Origin of the sequence: uncultured Methanobrevibacter sp., from assembly GCF_905235195.1 — an archaeon.
In the GTDB taxonomy this organism is placed as follows: domain Archaea; phylum Methanobacteriota; class Methanobacteria; order Methanobacteriales; family Methanobacteriaceae; genus Methanarmilla.
Genome location: NZ_CAJOKH010000014.1, coordinates 25,167 through 46,696 on the forward strand (window position 1 = coordinate 25,167; position 21,530 = coordinate 46,696).

The window sequence follows — 21,530 nt, forward strand, 5'->3', positions numbered from 1 at the left end:
AAATAACAATTGTTATATGATATAATATAACAGGTGTAATATTTTTTAAATCAAAATTTGAAATTGTATTATTATAAAATTAGATTATTTAGGTGATTATTAATGACAAAGAATAAAGAATATAAATTAGCAACTTTAGGTGTAAGAGCAGGTCAAAATCCGGACCCTACAACTGGGGCTCAAGCAGTTCCGATATATCAAACTACATCATATGTATTTAATGATTCAGACGAAGCAGCAAGACGTTTTGCACTTCAAGAATTTGGACAAATATATTCAAGATTAACAAATCCAACAAGTGATGTATTTGAAGCTAGGATTGCAGCTATTGAAGGGGGTAATTCTGGAATTTCAACAGCTTCTGGACTTGCAGCAATAACATATGGAATTTTAAATATAACTGAACCTGGAGATAATATTGTATCTGCAGATAACCTTTATGGAGGAACTTATCAGTTATTTAATTATACCTTTAAAGACTTGGCAAGAGAAGTTAAATTTGTTGATTCACAGGATTTACAGGCTTTTGAAGATGCAATTGATGATAAAACTAGAGCAATTTATGTGGAATCCATTGGAAACCCAAAATTAGATGTGCCTGATTTTGAAGCTATGTCTGAAATTGCACACCGTCATGATATTCCATTGATTGTAGATAATACTGTGGGAGTAGGATTAGTTAGACCATTAGAACATGGTGCAGATGTTATTACTGCATCAGCAACTAAATATGTTGGAGGACATGGAACTGCAGTTGGAGGATATATTGTAGATTCAGGTAAATTTAATTGGGGTAATGGTAAATTTAATAATTTTACAAAGCAGATCCTAGTTATCATGGTTTAGTATTTTGGGATGCATTTGGCGATGTACCTGAACTTGGAAATATTGCATTTACTGTAAGAATAAGGGCAAGGCTACTTAGGGATTTAGGTGCAACACAAGCACCAGTTCACAGTTTCATCTTCTTACAAGGGCTTGAAAGTTTAGATGTTCGTGTAAAAAGACATTCTGAAAATGCTCTTAAAGTTGCAAAATTCTTAGAAGAACATCCTAAAGTCAAATGGGTTAGTTATCCAGGTTTAAAGTCCCATCCAACATATGAAATTAATAAAAAATATTTAAAAGATCATTTTGCAGGTATTATTGGTTTTGGTGTTGAAGGTGGAGAAGATGCAGGTAGAAAAGTCATTGAAAAATTAGAATTATTCTCTATTCTTGCAAATATTGGAGATGCAAAAAGTTTAGCAATCCACCCTGCAAGTACTACTCATCAACAATTAACTCCTGATGAACAGGCTGCAACTGGTGTAACCCCTGACTTTATTAGACTTTCAATAGGTCTTGAAGATGCAGATGATTTAATTGATGACTTAAACCAAGCTTTAAATAGTATATAATATTAATATAATATAATAAATATAAATAATATTGGAGAGTAATAATATGTATTTAGATAATTCAGCAACTACTCAAGTAAATGAAGAAGTTTTAAAAGAAATGGAACCTTTCTTTAGGGAAGAATTTGGTAATCCGTCTACCCTTTACGGCTTAGGTCGTTCCTCCAAAAATGCTTTAAATCAAGCTAGAGAAAAGGTAGCACATGCAATTAATGCAGATGCTGGTGAAATTATTTTTACAAGTGGTGGATCTGAATCAGATAATTTGGCAATTAAAGGTATTGCATTTAAACTACGTAATAAGGGTAAGCATATTATTACTTCTAATATTGAACATCCTGCAGTTAAAAATACATTACACTTTTTAGAAAAACTTGACTATGAAGTAAGTTATTTACCTGTAGATGAAAATGGTATAATTAAAATTGAAGATTTAAAAGAATCAATTAAAGATGAGACAATTTTAATTACTATTATGCACGGTAATAACGAAATAGGTACTATTCAACCTATAGAAGAGATTGGAAAAATTGCACGTGAAAATAATATTATTTTCCACACTGATGCTGTTCAAACTTTTGGTAAAATTGATGTGGATGTTGAAAAATTAAATGTAGATTTATTATCCTTATCTTCACATAAAATTAATGGGCCTAAAGGGGTTGGTGCATTATATATTAAAAAAGGAATTAGGTTAGAACCTCTTATTCATGGTGGAGGTCAGGAAAATGGTATACGCTCTGGTACTGAAAATGTTGCAGGAATAGTAGGATTTGCTAAAGCATGTGAAATTGTAAGTCAAAACTTAGATTCCAATTCTAAAAAATTATCTGCAATTAGAGATGAATTAATTGAAAAAATATTAAGTACAATTCCTGAATCTTATCTAAATGGCGATCGGGAAAAAAGATTGCCGAATCTAGTAAACTTTAGATTTAATGCAATTGAAGGGGAATCATTAATTTTACTTTTAGATGCAAAAGATTATCAGACTTCCACTGGTTCTGCATGTTCTTCTAATACCTTAGAAGCTTCTCCAGTATTAACTGCTCTTGGACTTGATCCTGTGGATGTTCATGGGTCTTTAAGAATTTCACTTTCTCCGGAAACTGATGACTTTAATGTTGATGATTTTGTTAGTGTAGTTTCAGATGCAGTATCTAGATTAAGGGAAATGTCACCTCTTTGGAATCAGGATACTGATTATAAAGCTGTAATGTGTAATGGAAAAAGAAATAGATGTAGGAGATGTTAAAATGGATTATTCAGAAAAAGTTATGGATCATTTTGCAAACCCACGTAACTGCAGAAAAATTGAAGATGCAGATGGAGTAGGTACAGTAGGTAATCCTACTTGTGGGGATTTAATGACAATTTATATTAAAGTTGATGATGATAAAATTACTGATATTAGTTTTCAGACATTTGGATGCGGAGCAGCAATTGCTACTAGCAGTATGATTACTGAAATAGCAGTTGGTAAAACAATTGAAGAAGCTTTAAATATTACTCGTAATGATGTTGCAGATGAATTAGATGGACTTCCTCCAATCAAAATGCACTGTTCTAATCTTGCAGCTGATGGACTTAAAGCAGCTATAGAAGATTATCAAAAAAAGAATCAATAATTTTTATATTTTTTTAATTTTATCTTATATGTTTTTTTTTAAATATAACAACTACTATTATATTTAAAAAACTTATTTTTTTATTCTTTTTATGATTTTATTACTATTTTTTAAATTTAATTGTATTATTTAGAAAAAATTTCATTTATTATTAATTTTAAGTATTCAATTTATTTATGATTTTTATATTAAGTTTAAAATATTATTATCAATTTAATTATTTTTATTTTATAAATTTATTTACATAAAATATAAAAAAATAGTTAAGTTTATAAAATTAAACTAATAAATTATTAATCGGACATTAGGGTAATAAACTATTTAGTCAAATCATGGAGATTTGATTTTTATTTTTTCATGCAAAATAAATTTTATAGTTAATTATTTTTTAAAAAATATTTTTATAAAATATTTAATTTTTATATAAAATTAAAGTGAGGTAATTAATATGCAACCTTTGCAAAATGCTGGTTATGATAGGGCAATTACAGTATTTAGCCCAGATGGAAGACTTTTTCAAGTTGAATATGCAAGAGAAGCTGTAAAAAGAGGAACTACTTCTTTAGGAGTTAAATCTAAAGATGGTATTGTTTTAGTAGTGGATAAAAGATCTACAAGTAGGTTAGTAGAACCTAAATCTATAGAAAAGATTTTCCAAATTGATGATCATATTGGGGCTGCTTCATCAGGTTTAGTAGCTGATGCAAGAGCTTTAGTTGATAGGGCTAGAGTTGAGTCTCAAGTTAATAAAATTACTTATTCCGAACCAATTCGAGTTGAATCATTAGTTAAAAATATTTGTGATATGAAACAGATGTACACCCAAAATGGTGGTGTAAGGCCTTTTGGTTCTGCACTTATTATTGGTGGAATAAATAAAGGTGAAGCAAAATTATTTGAAACTGATCCTAGTGGAGCATTAATTGAATATAAAGCTACTGCAATTGGTGCTGGTAGAACTGAAGCTATGGAAGTATTTGAAGAAAAATATGATAGTGATTTATCATTAGATGCTGCTATTGATTTAGCTTTAGATGCAGTATATGAAGCAACTGAAGGTAAGACTTCAAAAGACAGTGTTGAAATTGCTGTAATAGAAAAATCAACTGGTAAATATAAAAAACTTACTGATGAAGAAGTAACAAATTTTGTTGAATCTCTTTTAAAACGTAATAAAGATAAAGGCGATGGGGAAGAAGACAAAGCTAATGAAGAATCTGAATCTGATGATGATTAATAATATTATTTAAATTGGAGTCTTAAAATGGTAAATGTTGATGAGGCAATTATTGCTAAATTAGAGTCATATGGAGAACATTTTGAAATATTGGTTGATCCAGATTTAGCTGCAGAGTTTAGAAATCCTGATGGTCAGGATGTGGCTATTGAAGATATTTTAGCTATTGAGGAAATATTTAAAGATTCTAAAAAAGGAGATAAAGCTTCAGATGAAGCTATGGAGAAAGTTTTTGAAACAACTGATCCATTAGATTGTGCAAAACAAATTCTTGAAAAAGGTAATATACAACTTACTGCAGAACAGAAAAGACAAATGCAGGCAGATAAACGTAAATTAATTATTAATAAGATTGCAAGAGAATCAATTAATCCTCAAACAGGATTTCCACATCCTCCTCTTAGAATTGAAAATGCAATGGATGAAGCAAAAGTTAAAGTTGACCCTTTTATCTCTGTAGACCAACAAGTTCAAACTACTCTTAAAGCAATTAGGCCACTTATTCCAATTAAATTTGAAAAAGTTAAAATGGCTGTAAGATTACCTGGAACTATTGCGGGTCAAGCTTATTCTGCAATTAGGCCTTTTGGTGAAATTTTACAGGAAGAATGGCAACAAGATGGTTCTTGGATTGGAATTGTTGAACTTCCAGGTGGTCTTCAAGACCAATTTTCAGGTAAAATGGCTGAAATATCTAATGGTGATGGTGAAACTAAATTAATTAAATAATTAGTAATAGTAAATTAGTCAGTCATTGGCAATTATTTTTATTTAATTATACGGTGTTTATAGATGATTTATGTAGAAAATAAAGATTTGGTTATTCCTGGGGAAGTCCTTGCTGAAGATGACTTCTATTCAGGAAGGGGAACCTTTAAAGAAGATGGTAAAATCTGTTCTTCTTTAATGGGTTTAGTCTCCTTAAGGAATAAGAAAATAAGTGTTATTCCTTTAAAAAGTAAATATGTTCCAAAGAAAGGGGATGTAGTAATTGGTAAAATTAATGATGTTAGGTTTTCAATGTGGGGAGTTGACATTAACTCACCTTATGAAGGTATACTACCATCTTCTGAAGTTTTTGGCCGTGACAAAAAAAGTTTAAATAAGGTTTTTGGTGTAGGTGATGTTTTATTTTTAAGAGTCGTTGATGTTGATGAAGTTAAAAAAGCAAAACTTGGACTTAAAGGTCGTGGAATGGGTAAGTTTAAAGGAGGAATTATTGTTGAAATTGCTCCAACTAAAGTGCCACGTTTGATTGGTAAAAAAGGTTCCATGATTAATATGATTAAAGAGAAAACAGGTTGTAAAATTGTTGTTGGTCAAAATGGTCTTGTATGGGTTAGGGGAGATTCTGACATGGAAAAAATTACAAGAGATATTATCCATGTTATTGAAGAACAAGCTCATACCTCTGGTTTAACTGATAGAATTCGTGATAAATTATATCTTGATATTGATGGTGAAATTCCTGAAGATTTGGATTACAAAGATGAAGAATATGTAGAAAGTCCTAATTTTGATTTTGAAGATGTTGAAAAATCTGAAAAATTAGAAGAAGAAAATACCAAGGATTCATTACCAAAAGAAGGTTTTAGAAGAAGTAAACGTTCTAATAATAAACGTTTTAATCATAATAAAAAATTCCATAAAAAATCTCGTTCTAATAAGTATGAATTAGAAAAACCTCAACTTCAAAATTTTAAAGAAGAATTAGAACAAGAGGAGTTAGAAGCTAAAAAGAATGAAGATAAAAGAAATAATGATTTTATAAGTAATTTAGAAAATATTGACCAAGAGAAGAAAACACATCAAAAACATTTAGAAATTGGTAAAAAGAAAACAGGCTTTTCTATTTTAAAAGATGATGACATATAAATGCAAATTATTTTTATAAAAAGATATTTTTTGACTAGGTGATTTTTATTAGTGAAGAAAGGAAGATAAGGGCTGATGGAAGGGCATATAATGAACTCCGTCCTATTAAAATTGAAGCGGGAGTATTAGAGAGAGCTGATGGATCTGCTTATGTTGAAGTAGGTGGAAATAAAATTTTAGCTTGTGTGTATGGGCCTAAAGAATCTTATATGAGAAGATTTTTACGTCCAGATACTGGTGTAATTAAAGTAAGATATAATATGGCACCATTTTCAGTTGACACAAGGAAAAGACCAGGTCCAGATAGAAGGTCAAATGAAATTTCAAAAATTACTGCAGATGCACTTTGTCCAGCATTAATGTTAGAAGGATTCCCAAGATCTATGGTTGAGGTATCTATTGAAGTTATAGCAGCAGAAGGAGGAACTCGTTGTGCAGGTGTAACTGCAGCTGCTGTAGCACTTGCAGATGCTGGTATACCTATGAAAGATATACCTGCAGGTTGTGCTGCTGGTAAAATGGATGATGAAGTAGTACTTGATTTATCTGAAATTGAAGATAAAAATGGTCAAGCAGATGTACCACTTGTTATAATGCCTAGAACTGGTGAAATTACTCTATTACAAGCTGATGGTAATTTAACTGATGAAGAATTTGAAGAAGCTATTGAGTTAGCTATAGAAGGATGTATGCAAGTTAGTGAAGTACAAAAAGAAGCTCTTAAAACTTGTTATAGTCAAGAATAGAGGGATATTATGGACGTAACACCAGAAATTACAAGGGATAATATTAGAAATCTTGTTAATAATAATCAAAGAGCAGATGGAAGAGCTCTTGATGAATATAGGGAAATTAATATTGAAACTGGAGTAATTCCAAAAGCTGAAGGTTCAGCTTTATGTAAACTTGGAGGAACTAAAGTAATTGTTGGAATTAAGCCTTCGGTAGGTGAACCATTCCCTGATACACCTGATGTTGGTGTATTGATGACTAACTGTGAATTACTTCCAATGGCGGATCCTAGTTTTGAACCAGGTCCACCTTCCCTTGAATCAATTGAACTTGCACGTGTTGTAGACCGTGGAATTCGTGAAAGTGAAATGGTTAATTTAAATGAATTATGTATTGAAGAGGGTAAACATGTATGGATACTTTTTATAGATCTTCATGTAATAGATAATTGTGGTAATCTTTTTGATTGTGCAAGTTTAGCTGTCAATGCTGCTTTAAAATCATGTAAATTACCAAAAGCATCAGTTGTTGATGATGAAATTGTTTATGATGAAGAGGAAACTTTTGATGTACCTTTAAATCATAATGTTGCTTTATCAACATTTGTTAAAATTGGAGATGAAATGGTTCTTGACCCTTCACTTGATGAAGAGAGAGTTTTATCTGCAAGATTGTCTGTTGGTATTACAGAAGAAGGTAGTATTTGTTCAATGCAAAAAGGTGGTGATGAACCTATCACTAAAGATGATTTGTTTGCTGCTGTAAAAACTGCATTGAATAAAAATGATGAAATTTTAGCTAATTTAAACTTTGAATAAAAGTTCAAACAATTATATAATTTTTTTATTTTATCATTTTTTTTATATTCAATTATATTTTAAATTTTAATTTTAATTTTAATCAATATCCACTATTTTAAGATTATATAGAATTTTTTTTAATTTAATCTTTTAAGAGTATAATAATTTTTTTTAATTTAATCTTTCATAAATAAATTAATATTATTGGATTTTTTCATTTAAAAATTTTTGAAAATTTAATTTAGCTAAACTTAATATTATTTTAAATTTGGCTTTTTTTATTAAAAATATTTAAAAAAACATTAAGTTTAAATACTGTTAAATCTAATATTATCATATTAGATAATTTTATGTTTAATTTACTTATTCATTAAATTTTTTTACATTTAATTACAATTATTCTTTTATTATTTAAAAGAAGTATTTTTTCTATTAAGATTAATTAATTATTTATATGATTATATTGATTATTTTAATAGTTTTAGTTAGTCCATATACGGATTAATGAATTTTAATATAATAATTATTGGAGATAAATATAATGGCTAGAACTAAAAAAGTAGGTATCACTGGAAGATTCGGTGCAAGATACGGAAGAAAAGCTAAAAGATCAGTTAAAATCATTGAAGAAAACAAAAATAAAAAACACATTTGTCCACAATGTGACAGACCTGGAGTTAAAAGAATTGCTGCAGGTATTTGGAAATGTAAAAAATGTGGTAATGTATTTACTGGTGGAGCTTACATTCCTGAAACTCCTATGGCGAAAACTGCTAAACGTAATGTTAGATATGGGGGAAACTAATTGTATAAATGTCCTAATTGTGGTAATGTAATGGACCACAAAAGTTATGAAGAAAACAAATGTCCTAAATGCAGATACAGAATTTTATTTAAACAAACTCCTGCTGTAAAAAGGACAGTTAAAGCTAGATAATATTTAAATATTATCTTCTATTTTTTTTTAAATTATTTAATTTATTGATAAATAATTTTTAAGCGTTTAATTGGTGATTTAAATAATATTTAATCTTAGTGATTATTATGCTTATTTCAACATCACGTAAACCTTCTCAAAATACTCGTAAATTTTGTAAAAATCTTATGCATGCAACAGGTTGCGAGTATGTTAATAGAGGAAAAAGCAGTATACGTGATGTTCTTTTAAAATCTGCAGTTTTAGGAAATGATTCAACTGCATTTGTATATGAAATAAAAGGTAATCCTAGTAAAATCACCTTTTACTCAAGAGCAAAAGAAGTATTATCAATACTTGTTACTGTAAAAACTCAAAATACTCGTCTTCATATTAATCCAGAAAATCTTAAAGTGAAATGTGAAGTTCCAGAATTATCTATGATTGCTGATTTATTAGATGCTACTTTAGAGGATAATCCAAAGGAAAATTATCTATATATTCATAAGTATACTCAACTTGATGAAGAAGAATATATTGAAAAGGATTATGTTGATTATAAAATTGCTATTATAGATTTTTACAATAAACATGGTCAGAAGATAGAGTTACAAATAGCAGTTAGGAAAATTTTAGACATTTAATTGATTAATTTCCTTTTTTTTAAACAAAAATATATAATATAATAGTTAATTTATTATTATTTCAAATTTTAATTAAGGCATTAATTATTTAAAGCTTTAATTTATATTAATTTACAGTTATTTCAAATATTATTAAGTTATTTAATTATTTAAAGGCTTAATTTATATTAATTTACAGTTAATTCAAATATTAATTAAATTATATTTCAATATATTACATGTTAAACAATTTTTTTAAGGATTCTAATTTTTAAAAATATTTAGTTGATTTTATGGAAAATGAGAGTAAAATTCTTGATTATGTAGAACATAATATTAAAATACATTTTGACAGTATTAATCAGGCTAAAATAATATATGATTCTGTTTTACTCGAATTTGAAACGTCCCCTGATTACAGATCGCATATGGATTTAGATTTAGATGGAGATAATATTATTATTAATATAAAAGCAAATGATGCTACAAGTTATAGAGCTTCTATAAATTCTGCTATTAAATGGATTAAATTAGCTTTAGAAGTGAATAATTTAGTTGAATAATCTCATTTCTTTTCTAAATTCCTCAAAAAATATTTAAATATAATTAAATTTAAGAAGTAGTTTTAAAAATTTAAAAAAATTTAATATTTTAAAATGTTAAAGTTAAATTTATAATAGATTAATAGTAAATATTAAAATATAATGTTAATATAATCATAAAAATTTATAATTAAGGTGATATTATGGATATTCCACAAAATGTTCAAGAACAATTAAATCAATTTCAAAATTTACAACAACAAGCTCAGGCTGTAGCGGTACAAAAACAAAATCTTGATATTCAAATTAATGAAACTGAAAGAGCTATAGCTGAACTTGAAAAAACAGATTCTGACAGTGAAGTTTTTAAATCTGCTGGTAACTTACTTATTAAAGTTAATCGTGATGACATCTATGAAGAAACTAAAGAAAATTTAGAAACTCTTCAGTTAAGACAAAAAACAATGGAACGTCAAGAAGAAAGAGTTATGAAAAAACTTGAAGAAATGCAAACCAGTATTGAAAGTGCTATGAAAGGTTTAGGAATGAATTAATAATTTTTCAAGCTTTTTTTAATTTTTTTTTAAATAAATATTTTTAGTGACTTTATGAGTAAACTTAAAGAATTATCTCAAGATGATTTAGATAATATAACTAATTTTTTATCTAATATTGTAGAGCGTAAATTATCAAATTATGTTACTAGTAAAGAAGTTATTAATCAAAATATTATAACTGATATTAGTTATGAGAATGGTCAACTTGATGTTGATTTGGATATTGATATTGATGTTGATGCACTTTCAAATCTTTCACAGGATGATGTTCAAAGAATTATTGATGAAGTTTATGAAGAATTAGATGTTTGTATTGATGAAAATTACAGACAATAATATTTTTCTTCTTTTTCAATTATTTTTTATATTTTTTTTAAGTTTCATATATAAATCTTTATTTTGCCTCTAATTATTTGAATTTTTTTTTATTTGTTAATTTTTTTAATAATGCAATTTATATTTTCAAAAAAATCTTTTTTTTCTTTTTAATTTACTTTTCATAAATAGTGTAATAGATGGAATAATTCTCATTTACTTTGGTTCTTTTGAAATTATCTTTTGGGAAAAAATCAGAAATAATATGAATTTAACTCATGAAGCAGTATCTTCATATTTAGAAATTCTATTTGAAGATTTGCTTGATATGGAAAAGGGTAAGAAAAATATTAATTTATCCATTTTAAATAAATTATGTTCATTTTTTAGATGCAGTGAAAGTTATTTGCTTTGAGAAGTATGAATTTGATCTAGCAACATTTGCACTTAGAAGTAGCAGTATAGAAGCTAATGACTTAGGGGCATTGCTGGTATGAATAGAATATATCTAAATAACAAAATGGATGATTAGTTTGAAAACCGACAAACAGTTAAATACCGAAGCCATTCAATTAAGGCAAATATGGGGCTTAAATTCTAATGCTGCTATTGACATTATTCCAGTAGTCTTATCAAAACTTCCTAACCTAACATTATTATACAATAGGTTGAAAAAACATATATTTAATTCATGTTTAAAATTTTAACTACATTACAAGGATTTAACTTAAAAACAGCTATACGATAATATTTGGAAAGTGAAAAATTCAAACCCCTAAATAAATTTTCTATTTATAAAGTTTCTTTGATTTTTTAATATTTGTTTAATGATTTTTATTTGTTCTAAAAATACGTATATTTATTTATTTTACTAAAAAACTACTAATATGTTTCATAATTTTATTTTAATATAAATTTTATTATTTTTATTGAGTTTTAAAATTTTTTATATATTTTTTTGATTTTCATTTTATCAAATTTTTCTGATTTTTATTAAAAATTTTTTTAATTTTATCAACTTAACTTTAATTTATTTCAAGTAACATTTATATATGATGAATTGAATATTATTAGTTAGGGTCCAACCTTAGTTTTTATAATTATTGTTAAAGGGCAAATAATTAAGGGTTTTATTTCCCCTTTATAACAGTAGTTTTTTCTCTAATTTTTTTCTAATTTTTATTTGAATTTTTTTTTAAGTTTCAATATTTGTTTCTGTTTTTAAATGTAATAATAATCTTGTTTAGATTTTTTATTTTTTATAAGAAAAATATTAATAAAGGTTAATTAATATATTTAATTATAATTTATTAGGCGATTAGATGTTAAAGATAATTCCAGTTTTAGATTTAATGAATAATCAGGCAGTAAGTGGAAAAAGTGGTAATCGATCAACTTATACTCCTTTAAATACTATTTATGCTTCTAATTCAGATCCTGTACAAATTGCAAATGGTCTTAAAATCAATGGTGCCGATGAGATATATATTGCAGATTTGGATCTTATTGAAAAACAGGGACATAATTTACATACCATTAAAGATATTAATAGGATTTTACCTGTAATCTTAGACAGTGGTATAAAGGATTTTGATTCTTTTAAGTTTTATCTTGAATTTGCATATAAACTAATTATTCCAACAGAAACAATTGAATCAATTAGCCAGATAGAAAAGATTTTCAATACATTTCCAAAAGATCGGATTGTAATAAGTGTTGATATAAAAGATGGAAAACTTTACTCAAAGAATCTCGATATGGGTCTTGATGAGTTTAGGGACGTTTTAAGAGAGTTAAATCCAAATGAAATTATACTGTTAAACATATCGGATGTAGGTACTGATAAGGGATATGATAAGAGTTTTTTAAATATTTTCTATGAATTTAAGGATAAAATTATTATTGCTGGTGGAATTAAAAGTGAAGATTTAGCTTATTTAGAATCAATTGGAATAAATAAAGCATTAGTTGGTACATCATTACATAATGGTTCAATAAATTTATAAGGTTTTTCCAATTTTACAGTATTTTTTTTGAAAAATTTTATATACTTAATTTTTAATATATAATTACAATTGAATATAATAACTTTAATATTCGACTTATAATTTTATTAATAAATTTAATATGGGATTTTATGGCAGTTGGAGGATCATTAATATTTTCACATATTTTACCGGTAATTTTTGGATTCTTTGGAATTATCTTTTTAATTTCAGGAGTTATGGATAATAATAGATATAAATCTATTTTAGGTGCTTTTCTATTTATTTTTGCAGCTGTTACTCCATTTATTTTCTTACGTCCATTTGTTTTATAAATTTTTTATAAGCTTATGGTATTAAACTATTTTTTTTAATTTTTAATATTAGGTAATGTTGTTTATGTTGAATTTTCTAATTATAGGACCTATTACAAAAGATATTAATAGTTTTCAAGCTAAAGTTTCTATATCAATTGGTGGTCCTGTATATTATGAATCTTTTGTATTTGAAAACTTGAACCTAAATTACACTGTACTAACTACACTTAAAAAAGAAGATGAATATCTTTTAGATGAATTTCCAGATAAAGAAAAGATCATTAAAGTATTTAAAGAAAATACTTTAGAGTTTGAAAATATTTATCTAAATGATTCTACAAGAACACAAAAATCTAATTTTGCTAATATTCCTATAACAGTTGAAGATTTTGAAAATTCAAATATTAATGTTGAGGATTATGATGGAATTTTATTTAACCCATTAGTATTCACTGATTTGGATTTGGATTTGTTAAGGTACTTGTCCAAATTCAATATTCCAATACTATTATCACTTCAAGGAAGTTTAAGATACTCTTCATTAAATGGTAGTGTTGAATATAAAGTTCCTTTAAATTTAGGCGATATTTTAAAATATATTGATTTCCTATTTTTAGATGAATTTGAATTTAAGTTCATATATCCTTCAGCAGAGATTAATAACATTTCTTCAATTTTTAATGTTTTTGATATTTGTGAGGTTATAATTACAAGAAATCATAAAGGTTCAATTGTTTATGATAATAATAAAAACATTTATTATGATATTAAACCGTATGTGGTCAAAAGAATATTATCTCCAACAGGTGCTGGTGATACATATATGGCTGCATATTCTGCTAAACGTTTAAATAATGGAAATATAGAAGATAGTGGTAAATTTGCATCAGTCATATCCAGCTTAAAAATAGAATCTATTGGTCCATTTAATAACTCTTTAAATGATGTTTTAGATATTATAAATGAGGATATTCTCTAGAAAGTTTATTATTTTATAAAACTCTTTATAATACATTTTTTAGTATTAATGTACAAGTGATACAAAAATTTATATTAAAATTTTAGAATCTTTTATTTTTATTTCTTTATTCATTTAAAAGTAGAAAATATTAAAACTTTATAAATACTTTATTTTTCAAGCTAAATTATTTTTCAATTATTTTATTTTAAAAAAATATTAATAAATCATTTTTAATGCGTAAATTTAAATGTTAGAACCTAAATTAATATAAATCATGTCTTTTTTAACATATGAAAATCTATTCATACAAATCCTTTTAAATTAAATTATTAAATATTATACCATGGTAAAAGAATGTACAACAGAAAAATCCCAAAATTATCATAAACAAGCAAGTAGTAATATTTCAATTACACTACTTTTAAGCTTTCTATTTAATATTTTAGTAATATTTGGAGGATTATACACAAATAGTATAGCTATTGTTTCAGATGCAATTCATGATATGGCTGATACCTTTTGTCTTTTGATTTCATGGATACTTGAAAAAGCTTCTCTAAAGGGAAAAAATGATAAGTATACTTATGGTTATCAAAGATTATCCATATTGAGTGCAATCATTACTTCAGTATTTGTTATAGGAGCATCCTTACTTGTTGTATATGAATCTTTAACAAGAATATTTTCAGTTGTTAGTCCTGATCCTGAAGGAATGTTTTTCTTTGCAATATTAGGTATAATTTTTAAAGGTATATCCGTTTATAAAGTTTATAATGGTCAAACCTATAATGAAAAAGCTATTAGTTTCCATTTATTAGGAGATGTTTTTAGATGGCTTGCTATATTGATTTTAAGCATAATTTTAATGTTTTACAATATACCTATTTTAGATCCATTAATATCATTAGTAATTGCAATTTGGTTAATATATGCTTTAGGTAAAACATTAATAGAATCATTTAGGATTTTACTTCAAAAGGTCCCTGATGAATATGACCTTAGGAAGTTAAAAGAAGATATTTTAAAAATTGATAATGTTAGTGAAATATTAGATATTCACCTTTGGAGTTTAGACGGTATTGATTTAATATTAACCTGTAAACTTAAGGTTAATTCAAATAAAAAAGAGGACATTACTAAAATTAGAGATGATTTATCAAAATTATCACTAGATTATGATATAAGTGAAGAGACAGTTGAATTTATTTTTGACTAAAATTAAGTTTTATTAGATGGGACTAATCTTAAGTTTTATTAGATTTATTAATTTAAGTTATATTAGATTTGACTAATCTTAAATTCTATTAAATATTTTAATATAATAGAACATTTTTTTTAAGTAGGCTTAAATAATAGGAATGATATAAAATTAATTAAGTAATAATCAGATTTATTATAAATTATTTTTAGTTAAAACTTGAATTAATTATTTATTAGTGTTGTGATAATATGGAATCAAAAGTTAAAGCTAATTTAATGATTTTTTTAACTATAGCTATTTTAGCTTTGTCTGTAGCATCAGTTTGCGAATCTATGACTGGTTCAGTAATGGATCCGTATTTGACTAAATTTGTTCCTCATAAAACGGATAAATTAGGTGTTATAGCTGATGGTAATTTTTCACCTGAACAAATTAAAACTGTTGAGATAAATGTTATAAGTCCTCCTGTAAATGATACCAATATTACAAAAAATAATACTACTACAACTAAAGTTTATGAGAATGTTAATGAAGATATTGTAAATAACACTACAGATGATGGTTATGATGGTTATGATGGTTATGATGGTTATGATGGTCATGATAATTATGATTATGGCTATGTAACTACTAGCTATTATAATAATTAATATATTTTTATACAATTTTTTTATTTCATTTTATTATTTTAGATATTATTTAATTAGATTTGGTTTTATTAGATTTTTTATCTTTAGTTGTATTATTTTTTCATTGATTTATTTTATATTTTTTTTTGAATTTATTTATTAGGAGATACTATGTTTAAAACTATAGTAAGTCCATTAGTTGGAGATACAGATGCTTTAGGCCATATAAATAATAATGTTTTAGGCTTATGGTTTGAACTTGCAAGGAATGATATTTTTAAAATTTTTAATCCTAATCTAGAGGTCATTTTAAATAATTGGCCTCTGATTATTTTAAAAACTGAATATGAATATGTCAATCAAATGTTTTATGGTAAGGATGTTGAAATTAGAACTTATGTTTTAAAAATAGGTAACAGTTCATTTACTACATATCATGAAGCTTGGCAAAACGGAAAATTATGTGGTAAAGGTAGGGTTCTTATGGTTCATTTTGATTATAATAATCAGAAATCTGTTACTATTCCAGATAATATTAGATTGGAATTAGAAAAACATCTTGTAGATCTTGATTGATTTTTTATAATCTTTTTTAACTTTTTTTTAAGTTTTTTTTATTTTTGTATATTTTTATTTTTTGGAAACATTTATATATTACAAAAACAATCTTAATATATCGGAACATGGTTTCCGACTTCCGACTATAATAAATTTAAATTTTTTACAAATTCTTTAAAAAAATAATTCTAGATTTTATATGGATTGAAATATAAGAATTTAATTTAAAATCTCTTCCTTTATATAGATTTTTAATCATTAAAACCCTTTTAAAAAATTTATTAGATACAATTAAAAATAAGACTAAAATTTATTATAGTCGGAAAAAAATTATAATAAAATTTATAAATAATTGAGAAAGATATTATGGTAGTTTTAAGTTCAGGTGATACTGCATGGGTACTAGGTGCTACAGTATTAGTTCTTTTAATGTGTATTCCAGGTATTGCATTTTATTACAGTGGTTTAGTAAAAAGTAAAAATGTATTAAATACATTATATTTATCATTTATAGCATTTGCAATTGGAAGTTTAATATGGGTAACTTACGGATACTCATTTGTTTTTGGAGAAACAATAGGGGGAATAATTGGTTCTCCTACACATTTCCTATTAACGGGAATTGGTGTAAATAGTTTATATGGTACAATTCCAAAATATTTATTTATTATTTTCCAATTAACCTTTTGTGGTTTAACTGGGGCACTTATTTCAGGTGCGGTTGTTGGCAGAATGAAAACTTCTGCATGGGCTGTCTTTTTAATATTATGGACTACTTTAGTTTATATCCCTATTGCTCACTGGGTATGGGGTGGAGGATGGTTAATGGGTATGGGAGCCCTTGATTTTGCAGGAGGTGCAGTTGTTCACATGAACTCTGGTATATCTGCACTTGCACTTGTTTTAGTTTTAGGTTCTCGTAAGGATACATCACTACGTCCTCATCATTTAGGATATTCAGTACTCGGTGCAGGTTTTTTATGGTTTGGATGGTTAGGTTTCAATGGAGGATCTGCTCTTGCAGCTAATGGTCTTGCAGCATCAGCAATTCTTGTAACTAATATTGCAGCGGTAAGTTCATTGATTACATGGGTAATAATAGATAGAATAAAAGAAGGAAAACCTACTGTATTAGGTGCTATATCTGGTGGTGTAGCAGGTTTAGTTGCTATTACTCCTGCTGCAGGTTTTGTTGATACTTTAGGGGCGATTGTCATAGGAATTATCACTGCCTTTGTATCCTACTTTGCAATTTATTATCTTAAACCTAAACTTGGATATGATGATGCATTAGATGTATTTGGAATACATGGTTTATCTGGACTTTGGGGTGCAATTGCAACGGGTATATTTGCAACACCTGTAATTAACGGTGCAGCAGGAATATTATATGGTAATCCAAATCAATTAACAATACAAATTATAGTATCTATTGCAACAATGGCTTATGCATTTATAGTAAGTTATATAATTGCAAGAGTGATTAAAGCTACAATGGGTATGAGGGTTGATGAAAAAACTGAAATCAAAGGTTTGGATACTCAACTTCATGAAGAATCAGGTTATAGAATTTAATACCTTTAAAAACAGATATTTTATTATTTAAATTTAAAAATTTTTTAGAAAAATTTTATGAGGAATAAAAATGAAAAGAGTTATAACTATTATTAGATCTGAAAAATATGAGGATGTTAAAAAAAGCTTAGAATCTACAGGATGTAAAGGTATGACTATAACAGAAGTTAAGGGCAGAGGGAGTCAATTAGGTGTAAAAGAATCATATAGGGGTTCTAGTTATTGTATTGATCTTATTCCAAAAACACGTGTAGAATTAGTTGTATCAGATAGTCAAGTTGAAAGTGTTATTGAAGCCATTTGTGAAGGTGGAAGAACTGGTGAAATTGGTGATGGTAAAATATTTGTATCTTCTGTTGAAGAAGTAGTTAGAATCAGAACTGGTGAAAGAGGAGAAGATGCAATATAATTAGATTTTTTTTTAAAATTCCTCATTATTTTTTTATTATTATTTTAATTTTTTCTAATTCTTTTTTTTAGTTACTTAGGAAACTGTCTTTAAATATACAATTCCAATTTATATAAAACAAGTATTTTATTTATCTAAATTTAAATCAGTTTCGATTAAATTCATGTTTAATAACATTTTCATAGTTTCAATATCTAATTGTCCAGGTGCTGTTACATCCCTTCCAACAGCAAAAGTTATTGGTGAGTTAAATTTTGATGCCATAATACGAGTGTATGATCCAAGTTCTCCCATAGAAATAGCAATTGTTTCATCACATCTTGATAATACTGCAAGTACAACAAGTGTGTCTTCTAATTTTTCAGGGGTTACTGCAACTTTTGCAATATCTCCAAGTGATTTTTCTTTATTTACAATATATATTAAATCACTAAGTTCTGGTGTTTTTTCAAAGTCATGATATGATATAATGGTTTTAACACCAGTTGATTTAATTTTTTCAATGTATTCATCATGTGTTTGAAGTTCAATGTCAACATATTCAACATATGGTGCACATGCAAGTAAAAGATTCACACGATCTTCTTCACTACCTTCAAATGAACCTCCTTCTTCTTTGATTCTACATGTAGCAATGATTGGGAAATCAAGTTTTTTTACAATTTCAACTATGGTTTCCTTATTAGGATTTTCCATGGCATCAATTCTAAACTCTAAAATATCTGCACCCTTACGAATACAGTCTTTTGCTATTTCAATAACAGAATCCTTATCTTTTTGAGCAATAGGTATTGCTATTTTAGTTTGTGAATACATTTTAAATCAATAATTTTTTCATTTAACTTAGTAGTTTTACTATATTTAACTATATTATTAATATTATTAATTTTATTAATTATATAATTTTTTATATAATGTCTAATCCTATGTTTTCTAGATAATATTTTGGCCTTTTATGTGTATTTTTTATTTTTAAATTCAAATAAGAAAATAATTTATATTAATAATTATCTAATTAATATTAATTAGTATTAATTTTTATAATTCTATATTAATTTTAATAAATATTGCTAATTTTATTTATGTAAATTTTCTTTATTTATTTAAAATTATTAATTTAATAGGGCTTAGAAGGTGTCTTAAGTGAAACTTACAGTATTTGGTGCAGATATATCTTCTAATGATGTTTCCTGCAGTCAATCTTTGATAAATAATATTAAAAAAGATATTCCAAATCTTAAAAAAATAGGTGCATATAAAGCCGCATTAACTAATGTTACAGGAGATGATTTAGTTATAGCTGCTTATGTTGAAGATGATTTACTTGAAGATGTTAACAGAGCAATTATTCAAATTATGAAGGATAATGCTGAAAGTTTAGGTGATCTTAAAGGTATTTCTGAGGATAAAGAAAATGCAGGTGAGGGTGTATCTTATGCTCTTGCAGATGTGAATTCGGATGTTTTTTATGATAGTGTAATTCTACATTTTGATACTTATGGTGGAGAACCATTTGTTGAAGATGTTGCAAATGCGGCTCTTTCTGCAGCTCGTTCAATGGAGGGGGTTTTTGATATATGCCGGCCGGTTACAGGTAGAATTCGTGAAATACCTGGTGTTGGTTATGTATCTAATGAAACTGATGATCCAGTAATTTGTGTTACTATCAATAAGCTTGAAAATGTTAGTAATATTGCATTTGCTATGATTGGTGCAGCACTTGCAAGTAAAAATACTTATCTTGTTAAAAGCCATACTCCATGTAATGTTATTCCAGGTAGTGTAATAGTTTCTGCAAGTGCATTTATGAATGGAAATGTATTGGATCTTGCTGTACCTTTTGAAAATAAAACAAGAATTTTAAGATAATTTTAGTATAAGAATTAGTAAAATATTAAGTAGGTAGTTAAAGTTAAATTATCAAAATATAATTATTTAATAAATTTTAATATAATTATATATATTATATATTAAAAATTATTATTATATTGTATATATTAAAAACTATTATTATATAATTAAAAACTAAAAAAGAGATGATTTTATGAAAGGAACATGGAAACTACATTTAAGAATGTGGTTTGCTTCAATTGTCATGTTTGTATTATTGTATGCTATTTGTACATTAATAGGTTCTTTTTTTGGTCTACATGCACGACCTAGTTTTTATCTTATTATAACTCTAGGTATTACGTTGATTCAATTTTTAGCTGGTCCAAAATTAGTGGAAATGACTATGCATGTTAGACCAGTTTCTCGAGAAGAAGCTCCTGAACTTCATCAAATGGTTGAGGAATTAGCACAAAAAGCTGAAATTCCAACTCCTACTATTGGTATTTCTCATACTTCAGTTCCAAATGCATTTGCATATGGTAGAACTAGAAGAGATGGTCATATTGCCGTGACTCAAGGAATTTTAGGTTTATTAAATCATGATGAACTTAAAGCAGTATTGGGCCATGAAATGTCTCATATTAAACATCGTGATTGTGCAATACAAACAATCATTGGTGTTATTCCAGTTGTTTGTTATTATATTGCAGTAGCAACAATATTTTCAAGAAATGATGAAAATGGTAATGCAGGGATAATTATTGGTATGATTGGTTTATTATTCTACTTCATTGGTCAATTGTTAGTATTATTTGTCTCAAGAATTAGAGAATATTATGCTGATGAGGGTAGTATAGAACTTGGATGTAAACCTGAACACTTGGCATCTGCTTTATATAAACTTGTTTACGGTGCAGCTGCTGCACCGGAATCTGAAATTAAAGATATTCAAGGGTCTAAGGCATTTTTCTTAAATGATGTTTCAAATGCTGGAAGGGATATTTCAGAATTATCTCAGCTTGATTTAAATGAGGATGGGGTTATTGCAGCTGAAGAATTAAGAATCTTATCAAATTCTAATGTTAAAATTTCTTCAACAAATAAAATCATGGAACTTCTTTCCACTCATCCAGATATGTTAAACAGAGTTAAAAGATTAGCTGAAATTCAAGAAAACAATTAAATAGCTTTATGCTATTTAATACTCTTTTTTTATTTATTGAAAATATTAAAACTTTTATTAAATTTCATTAAATTTATCGTATTATTAATTTTTTTTTCAAATTCTTAATTATTATTTAAGTAAAATAATGAAAATCAAATTGTATTTTTACAAACAATTTAGGGGTCTGAAATCTTCTGAATAAAATTCGGGCTGAAATCTCTTATTTTTTATATTTATCATATTCATTTATAATTGTTTGTAAAAATACAATT

General features: G+C 26.6%; 26 protein-coding genes and 1 pseudogene. 26 read left to right on the plus strand and 1 reads right to left on the minus strand.

Annotation, left to right across the window (positions count from 1 at the left end; genetic code table 11):
• The first annotated feature begins 102 nt into the window (after positions 1-102).
• The 24 genes and pseudogenes from QZ146_RS02220 (at position 103) to QZ146_RS02335 (ending at position 18,260) form a co-directional block, all read left to right on the plus strand.
• Positions 103-1,400 (plus strand): annotated as a pseudogene (locus QZ146_RS02220) (O-acetylhomoserine aminocarboxypropyltransferase/cysteine synthase family protein).
• Between the two features lie 46 nt (positions 1,401-1,446).
• Entirely contained in the window at positions 1,447-2,655 is a 1,209-nt protein-coding gene (locus tag QZ146_RS02225; protein WP_295722011.1) for a cysteine desulfurase family protein, read from the plus strand.
• A gap of 1 nt (position 2,656) precedes the next feature.
• On the plus strand, positions 2,657-3,028 hold the full coding sequence (gene nifU, locus QZ146_RS02230; RefSeq protein WP_295722038.1) for a Fe-S cluster assembly scaffold protein NifU: 372 nt from the start codon (positions 2,657-2,659) through the stop codon (positions 3,026-3,028).
• A gap of 448 nt (positions 3,029-3,476) precedes the next feature.
• Positions 3,477-4,265, plus strand: coding sequence for an archaeal proteasome endopeptidase complex subunit alpha (psmA, locus tag QZ146_RS02235; RefSeq protein WP_295722012.1), 789 nt, complete (start codon positions 3,477-3,479; stop codon positions 4,263-4,265).
• Positions 4,266-4,292: 27 nt separating this feature from the next.
• Positions 4,293-4,994 (plus strand): ribosome assembly factor SBDS, encoded by a 702-nt coding sequence (locus QZ146_RS02240; RefSeq protein ID WP_295722013.1) that lies wholly within the window; start codon positions 4,293-4,295, stop codon positions 4,992-4,994.
• A gap of 63 nt (positions 4,995-5,057) precedes the next feature.
• Positions 5,058-6,140, plus strand: coding sequence for an exosome complex RNA-binding protein Rrp4 (rrp4, locus tag QZ146_RS02245; RefSeq protein ID WP_295722014.1), 1,083 nt, complete (start codon positions 5,058-5,060; stop codon positions 6,138-6,140).
• A 38-nt stretch (positions 6,141-6,178) separates the two neighbouring features.
• Positions 6,179-6,886, plus strand: a complete 708-nt coding sequence (gene rrp41, locus QZ146_RS02250; RefSeq protein ID WP_295722015.1) for an exosome complex exonuclease Rrp41 — start codon at positions 6,179-6,181, stop codon at positions 6,884-6,886.
• Positions 6,887-6,892: 6 nt separating this feature from the next.
• A complete protein-coding gene (gene rrp42 / locus QZ146_RS02255) occupies positions 6,893-7,690 on the plus strand; it encodes an exosome complex protein Rrp42 (protein ID WP_295722039.1) in 798 nt (265 codons plus the stop codon).
• A 523-nt stretch (positions 7,691-8,213) separates the two neighbouring features.
• The gene (rpl37A, locus tag QZ146_RS02260; protein ID WP_295722016.1) at positions 8,214-8,477 is read left to right on the plus strand and encodes a 50S ribosomal protein L37Ae; all 264 of its coding nucleotides are present in this window, start codon (positions 8,214-8,216) and stop codon (positions 8,475-8,477) included.
• On the plus strand, positions 8,478-8,609 hold the full coding sequence (locus tag QZ146_RS02265) for a DNA-directed RNA polymerase subunit P (RefSeq protein WP_295722017.1): 132 nt from the start codon (positions 8,478-8,480) through the stop codon (positions 8,607-8,609).
• 107 nt (positions 8,610-8,716) lie between these two features.
• Positions 8,717-9,232 (plus strand): ribonucleotide-diphosphate reductase subunit beta, encoded by a 516-nt coding sequence (locus QZ146_RS02270; protein ID WP_295722018.1) that lies wholly within the window; start codon positions 8,717-8,719, stop codon positions 9,230-9,232.
• 272 nt (positions 9,233-9,504) lie between these two features.
• A complete protein-coding gene (locus tag QZ146_RS02275; protein WP_295722019.1) occupies positions 9,505-9,774 on the plus strand; it encodes a KEOPS complex subunit Pcc1 in 270 nt (89 codons plus the stop codon).
• Between the two features lie 182 nt (positions 9,775-9,956).
• Positions 9,957-10,307 carry a prefoldin subunit beta gene (locus tag QZ146_RS02280; RefSeq protein ID WP_295722021.1) on the plus strand — a complete coding sequence of 117 codons (351 nt, stop codon included), beginning with the start codon at positions 9,957-9,959 and terminating at the stop codon, positions 10,305-10,307.
• Between the two features lie 54 nt (positions 10,308-10,361).
• Entirely contained in the window at positions 10,362-10,646 is a 285-nt protein-coding gene (locus QZ146_RS02285; protein ID WP_295722022.1) for a DUF3194 domain-containing protein, read from the plus strand.
• Between the two features lie 244 nt (positions 10,647-10,890).
• Positions 10,891-11,040, plus strand: a complete 150-nt coding sequence (locus QZ146_RS02290) for a hypothetical protein (RefSeq protein WP_295722023.1) — start codon at positions 10,891-10,893, stop codon at positions 11,038-11,040.
• Between the two features lie 109 nt (positions 11,041-11,149).
• Positions 11,150-11,332 carry a hypothetical protein gene (locus QZ146_RS02295; protein ID WP_295722024.1) on the plus strand — a complete coding sequence of 61 codons (183 nt, stop codon included), beginning with the start codon at positions 11,150-11,152 and terminating at the stop codon, positions 11,330-11,332.
• A 615-nt stretch (positions 11,333-11,947) separates the two neighbouring features.
• On the plus strand, positions 11,948-12,631 hold the full coding sequence (locus tag QZ146_RS02300; RefSeq protein WP_295722025.1) for a HisA/HisF family protein: 684 nt from the start codon (positions 11,948-11,950) through the stop codon (positions 12,629-12,631).
• A gap of 131 nt (positions 12,632-12,762) precedes the next feature.
• Complete coding sequence (locus QZ146_RS02305; RefSeq protein ID WP_295722026.1) at positions 12,763-12,945, plus strand: hypothetical protein; 183 nt, start codon at positions 12,763-12,765, stop codon at positions 12,943-12,945.
• A gap of 64 nt (positions 12,946-13,009) precedes the next feature.
• Positions 13,010-13,906 (plus strand): PfkB family carbohydrate kinase, encoded by an 897-nt coding sequence (locus tag QZ146_RS02310; protein ID WP_295722027.1) that lies wholly within the window; start codon positions 13,010-13,012, stop codon positions 13,904-13,906.
• A gap of 325 nt (positions 13,907-14,231) precedes the next feature.
• Positions 14,232-15,104: a cation diffusion facilitator family transporter gene (locus QZ146_RS02315; protein WP_295722028.1), complete on the plus strand. Its 873-nt coding sequence runs from the start codon at positions 14,232-14,234 to the stop codon at positions 15,102-15,104.
• A 233-nt stretch (positions 15,105-15,337) separates the two neighbouring features.
• Positions 15,338-15,739, plus strand: a complete 402-nt coding sequence (locus QZ146_RS02320) for a hypothetical protein (RefSeq protein WP_295722029.1) — start codon at positions 15,338-15,340, stop codon at positions 15,737-15,739.
• 150 nt (positions 15,740-15,889) lie between these two features.
• Entirely contained in the window at positions 15,890-16,294 is a 405-nt protein-coding gene (locus QZ146_RS02325; protein ID WP_295722030.1) for a thioesterase family protein, read from the plus strand.
• Between the two features lie 348 nt (positions 16,295-16,642).
• On the plus strand, positions 16,643-17,851 hold the full coding sequence (locus QZ146_RS02330) for an ammonium transporter (RefSeq protein ID WP_295722031.1): 1,209 nt from the start codon (positions 16,643-16,645) through the stop codon (positions 17,849-17,851).
• Between the two features lie 70 nt (positions 17,852-17,921).
• Complete coding sequence (locus tag QZ146_RS02335; protein ID WP_295722032.1) at positions 17,922-18,260, plus strand: P-II family nitrogen regulator; 339 nt, start codon at positions 17,922-17,924, stop codon at positions 18,258-18,260.
• Positions 18,261-18,386: 126 nt separating this feature from the next.
• On the opposite strand, the gene aroD is transcribed toward QZ146_RS02335, so the two are convergent.
• On the minus strand, positions 18,387-19,076 hold the full coding sequence (gene aroD / locus QZ146_RS02340; RefSeq protein ID WP_295722033.1) for a type I 3-dehydroquinate dehydratase: 690 nt from the start codon (positions 19,074-19,076) through the stop codon (positions 18,387-18,389).
• Positions 19,077-19,403: 327 nt separating this feature from the next.
• On the opposite strand from aroD, the gene QZ146_RS02345 reads away from it, so the two are divergent.
• On the plus strand, positions 19,404-20,129 hold the full coding sequence (locus QZ146_RS02345; RefSeq protein WP_295722034.1) for a hypothetical protein: 726 nt from the start codon (positions 19,404-19,406) through the stop codon (positions 20,127-20,129).
• 175 nt (positions 20,130-20,304) lie between these two features.
• The gene (locus QZ146_RS02350) at positions 20,305-21,276 is read left to right on the plus strand and encodes a zinc metalloprotease HtpX (protein ID WP_295722035.1); all 972 of its coding nucleotides are present in this window, start codon (positions 20,305-20,307) and stop codon (positions 21,274-21,276) included.
• Positions 21,277-21,530: the final 254 nt, after the last annotated feature.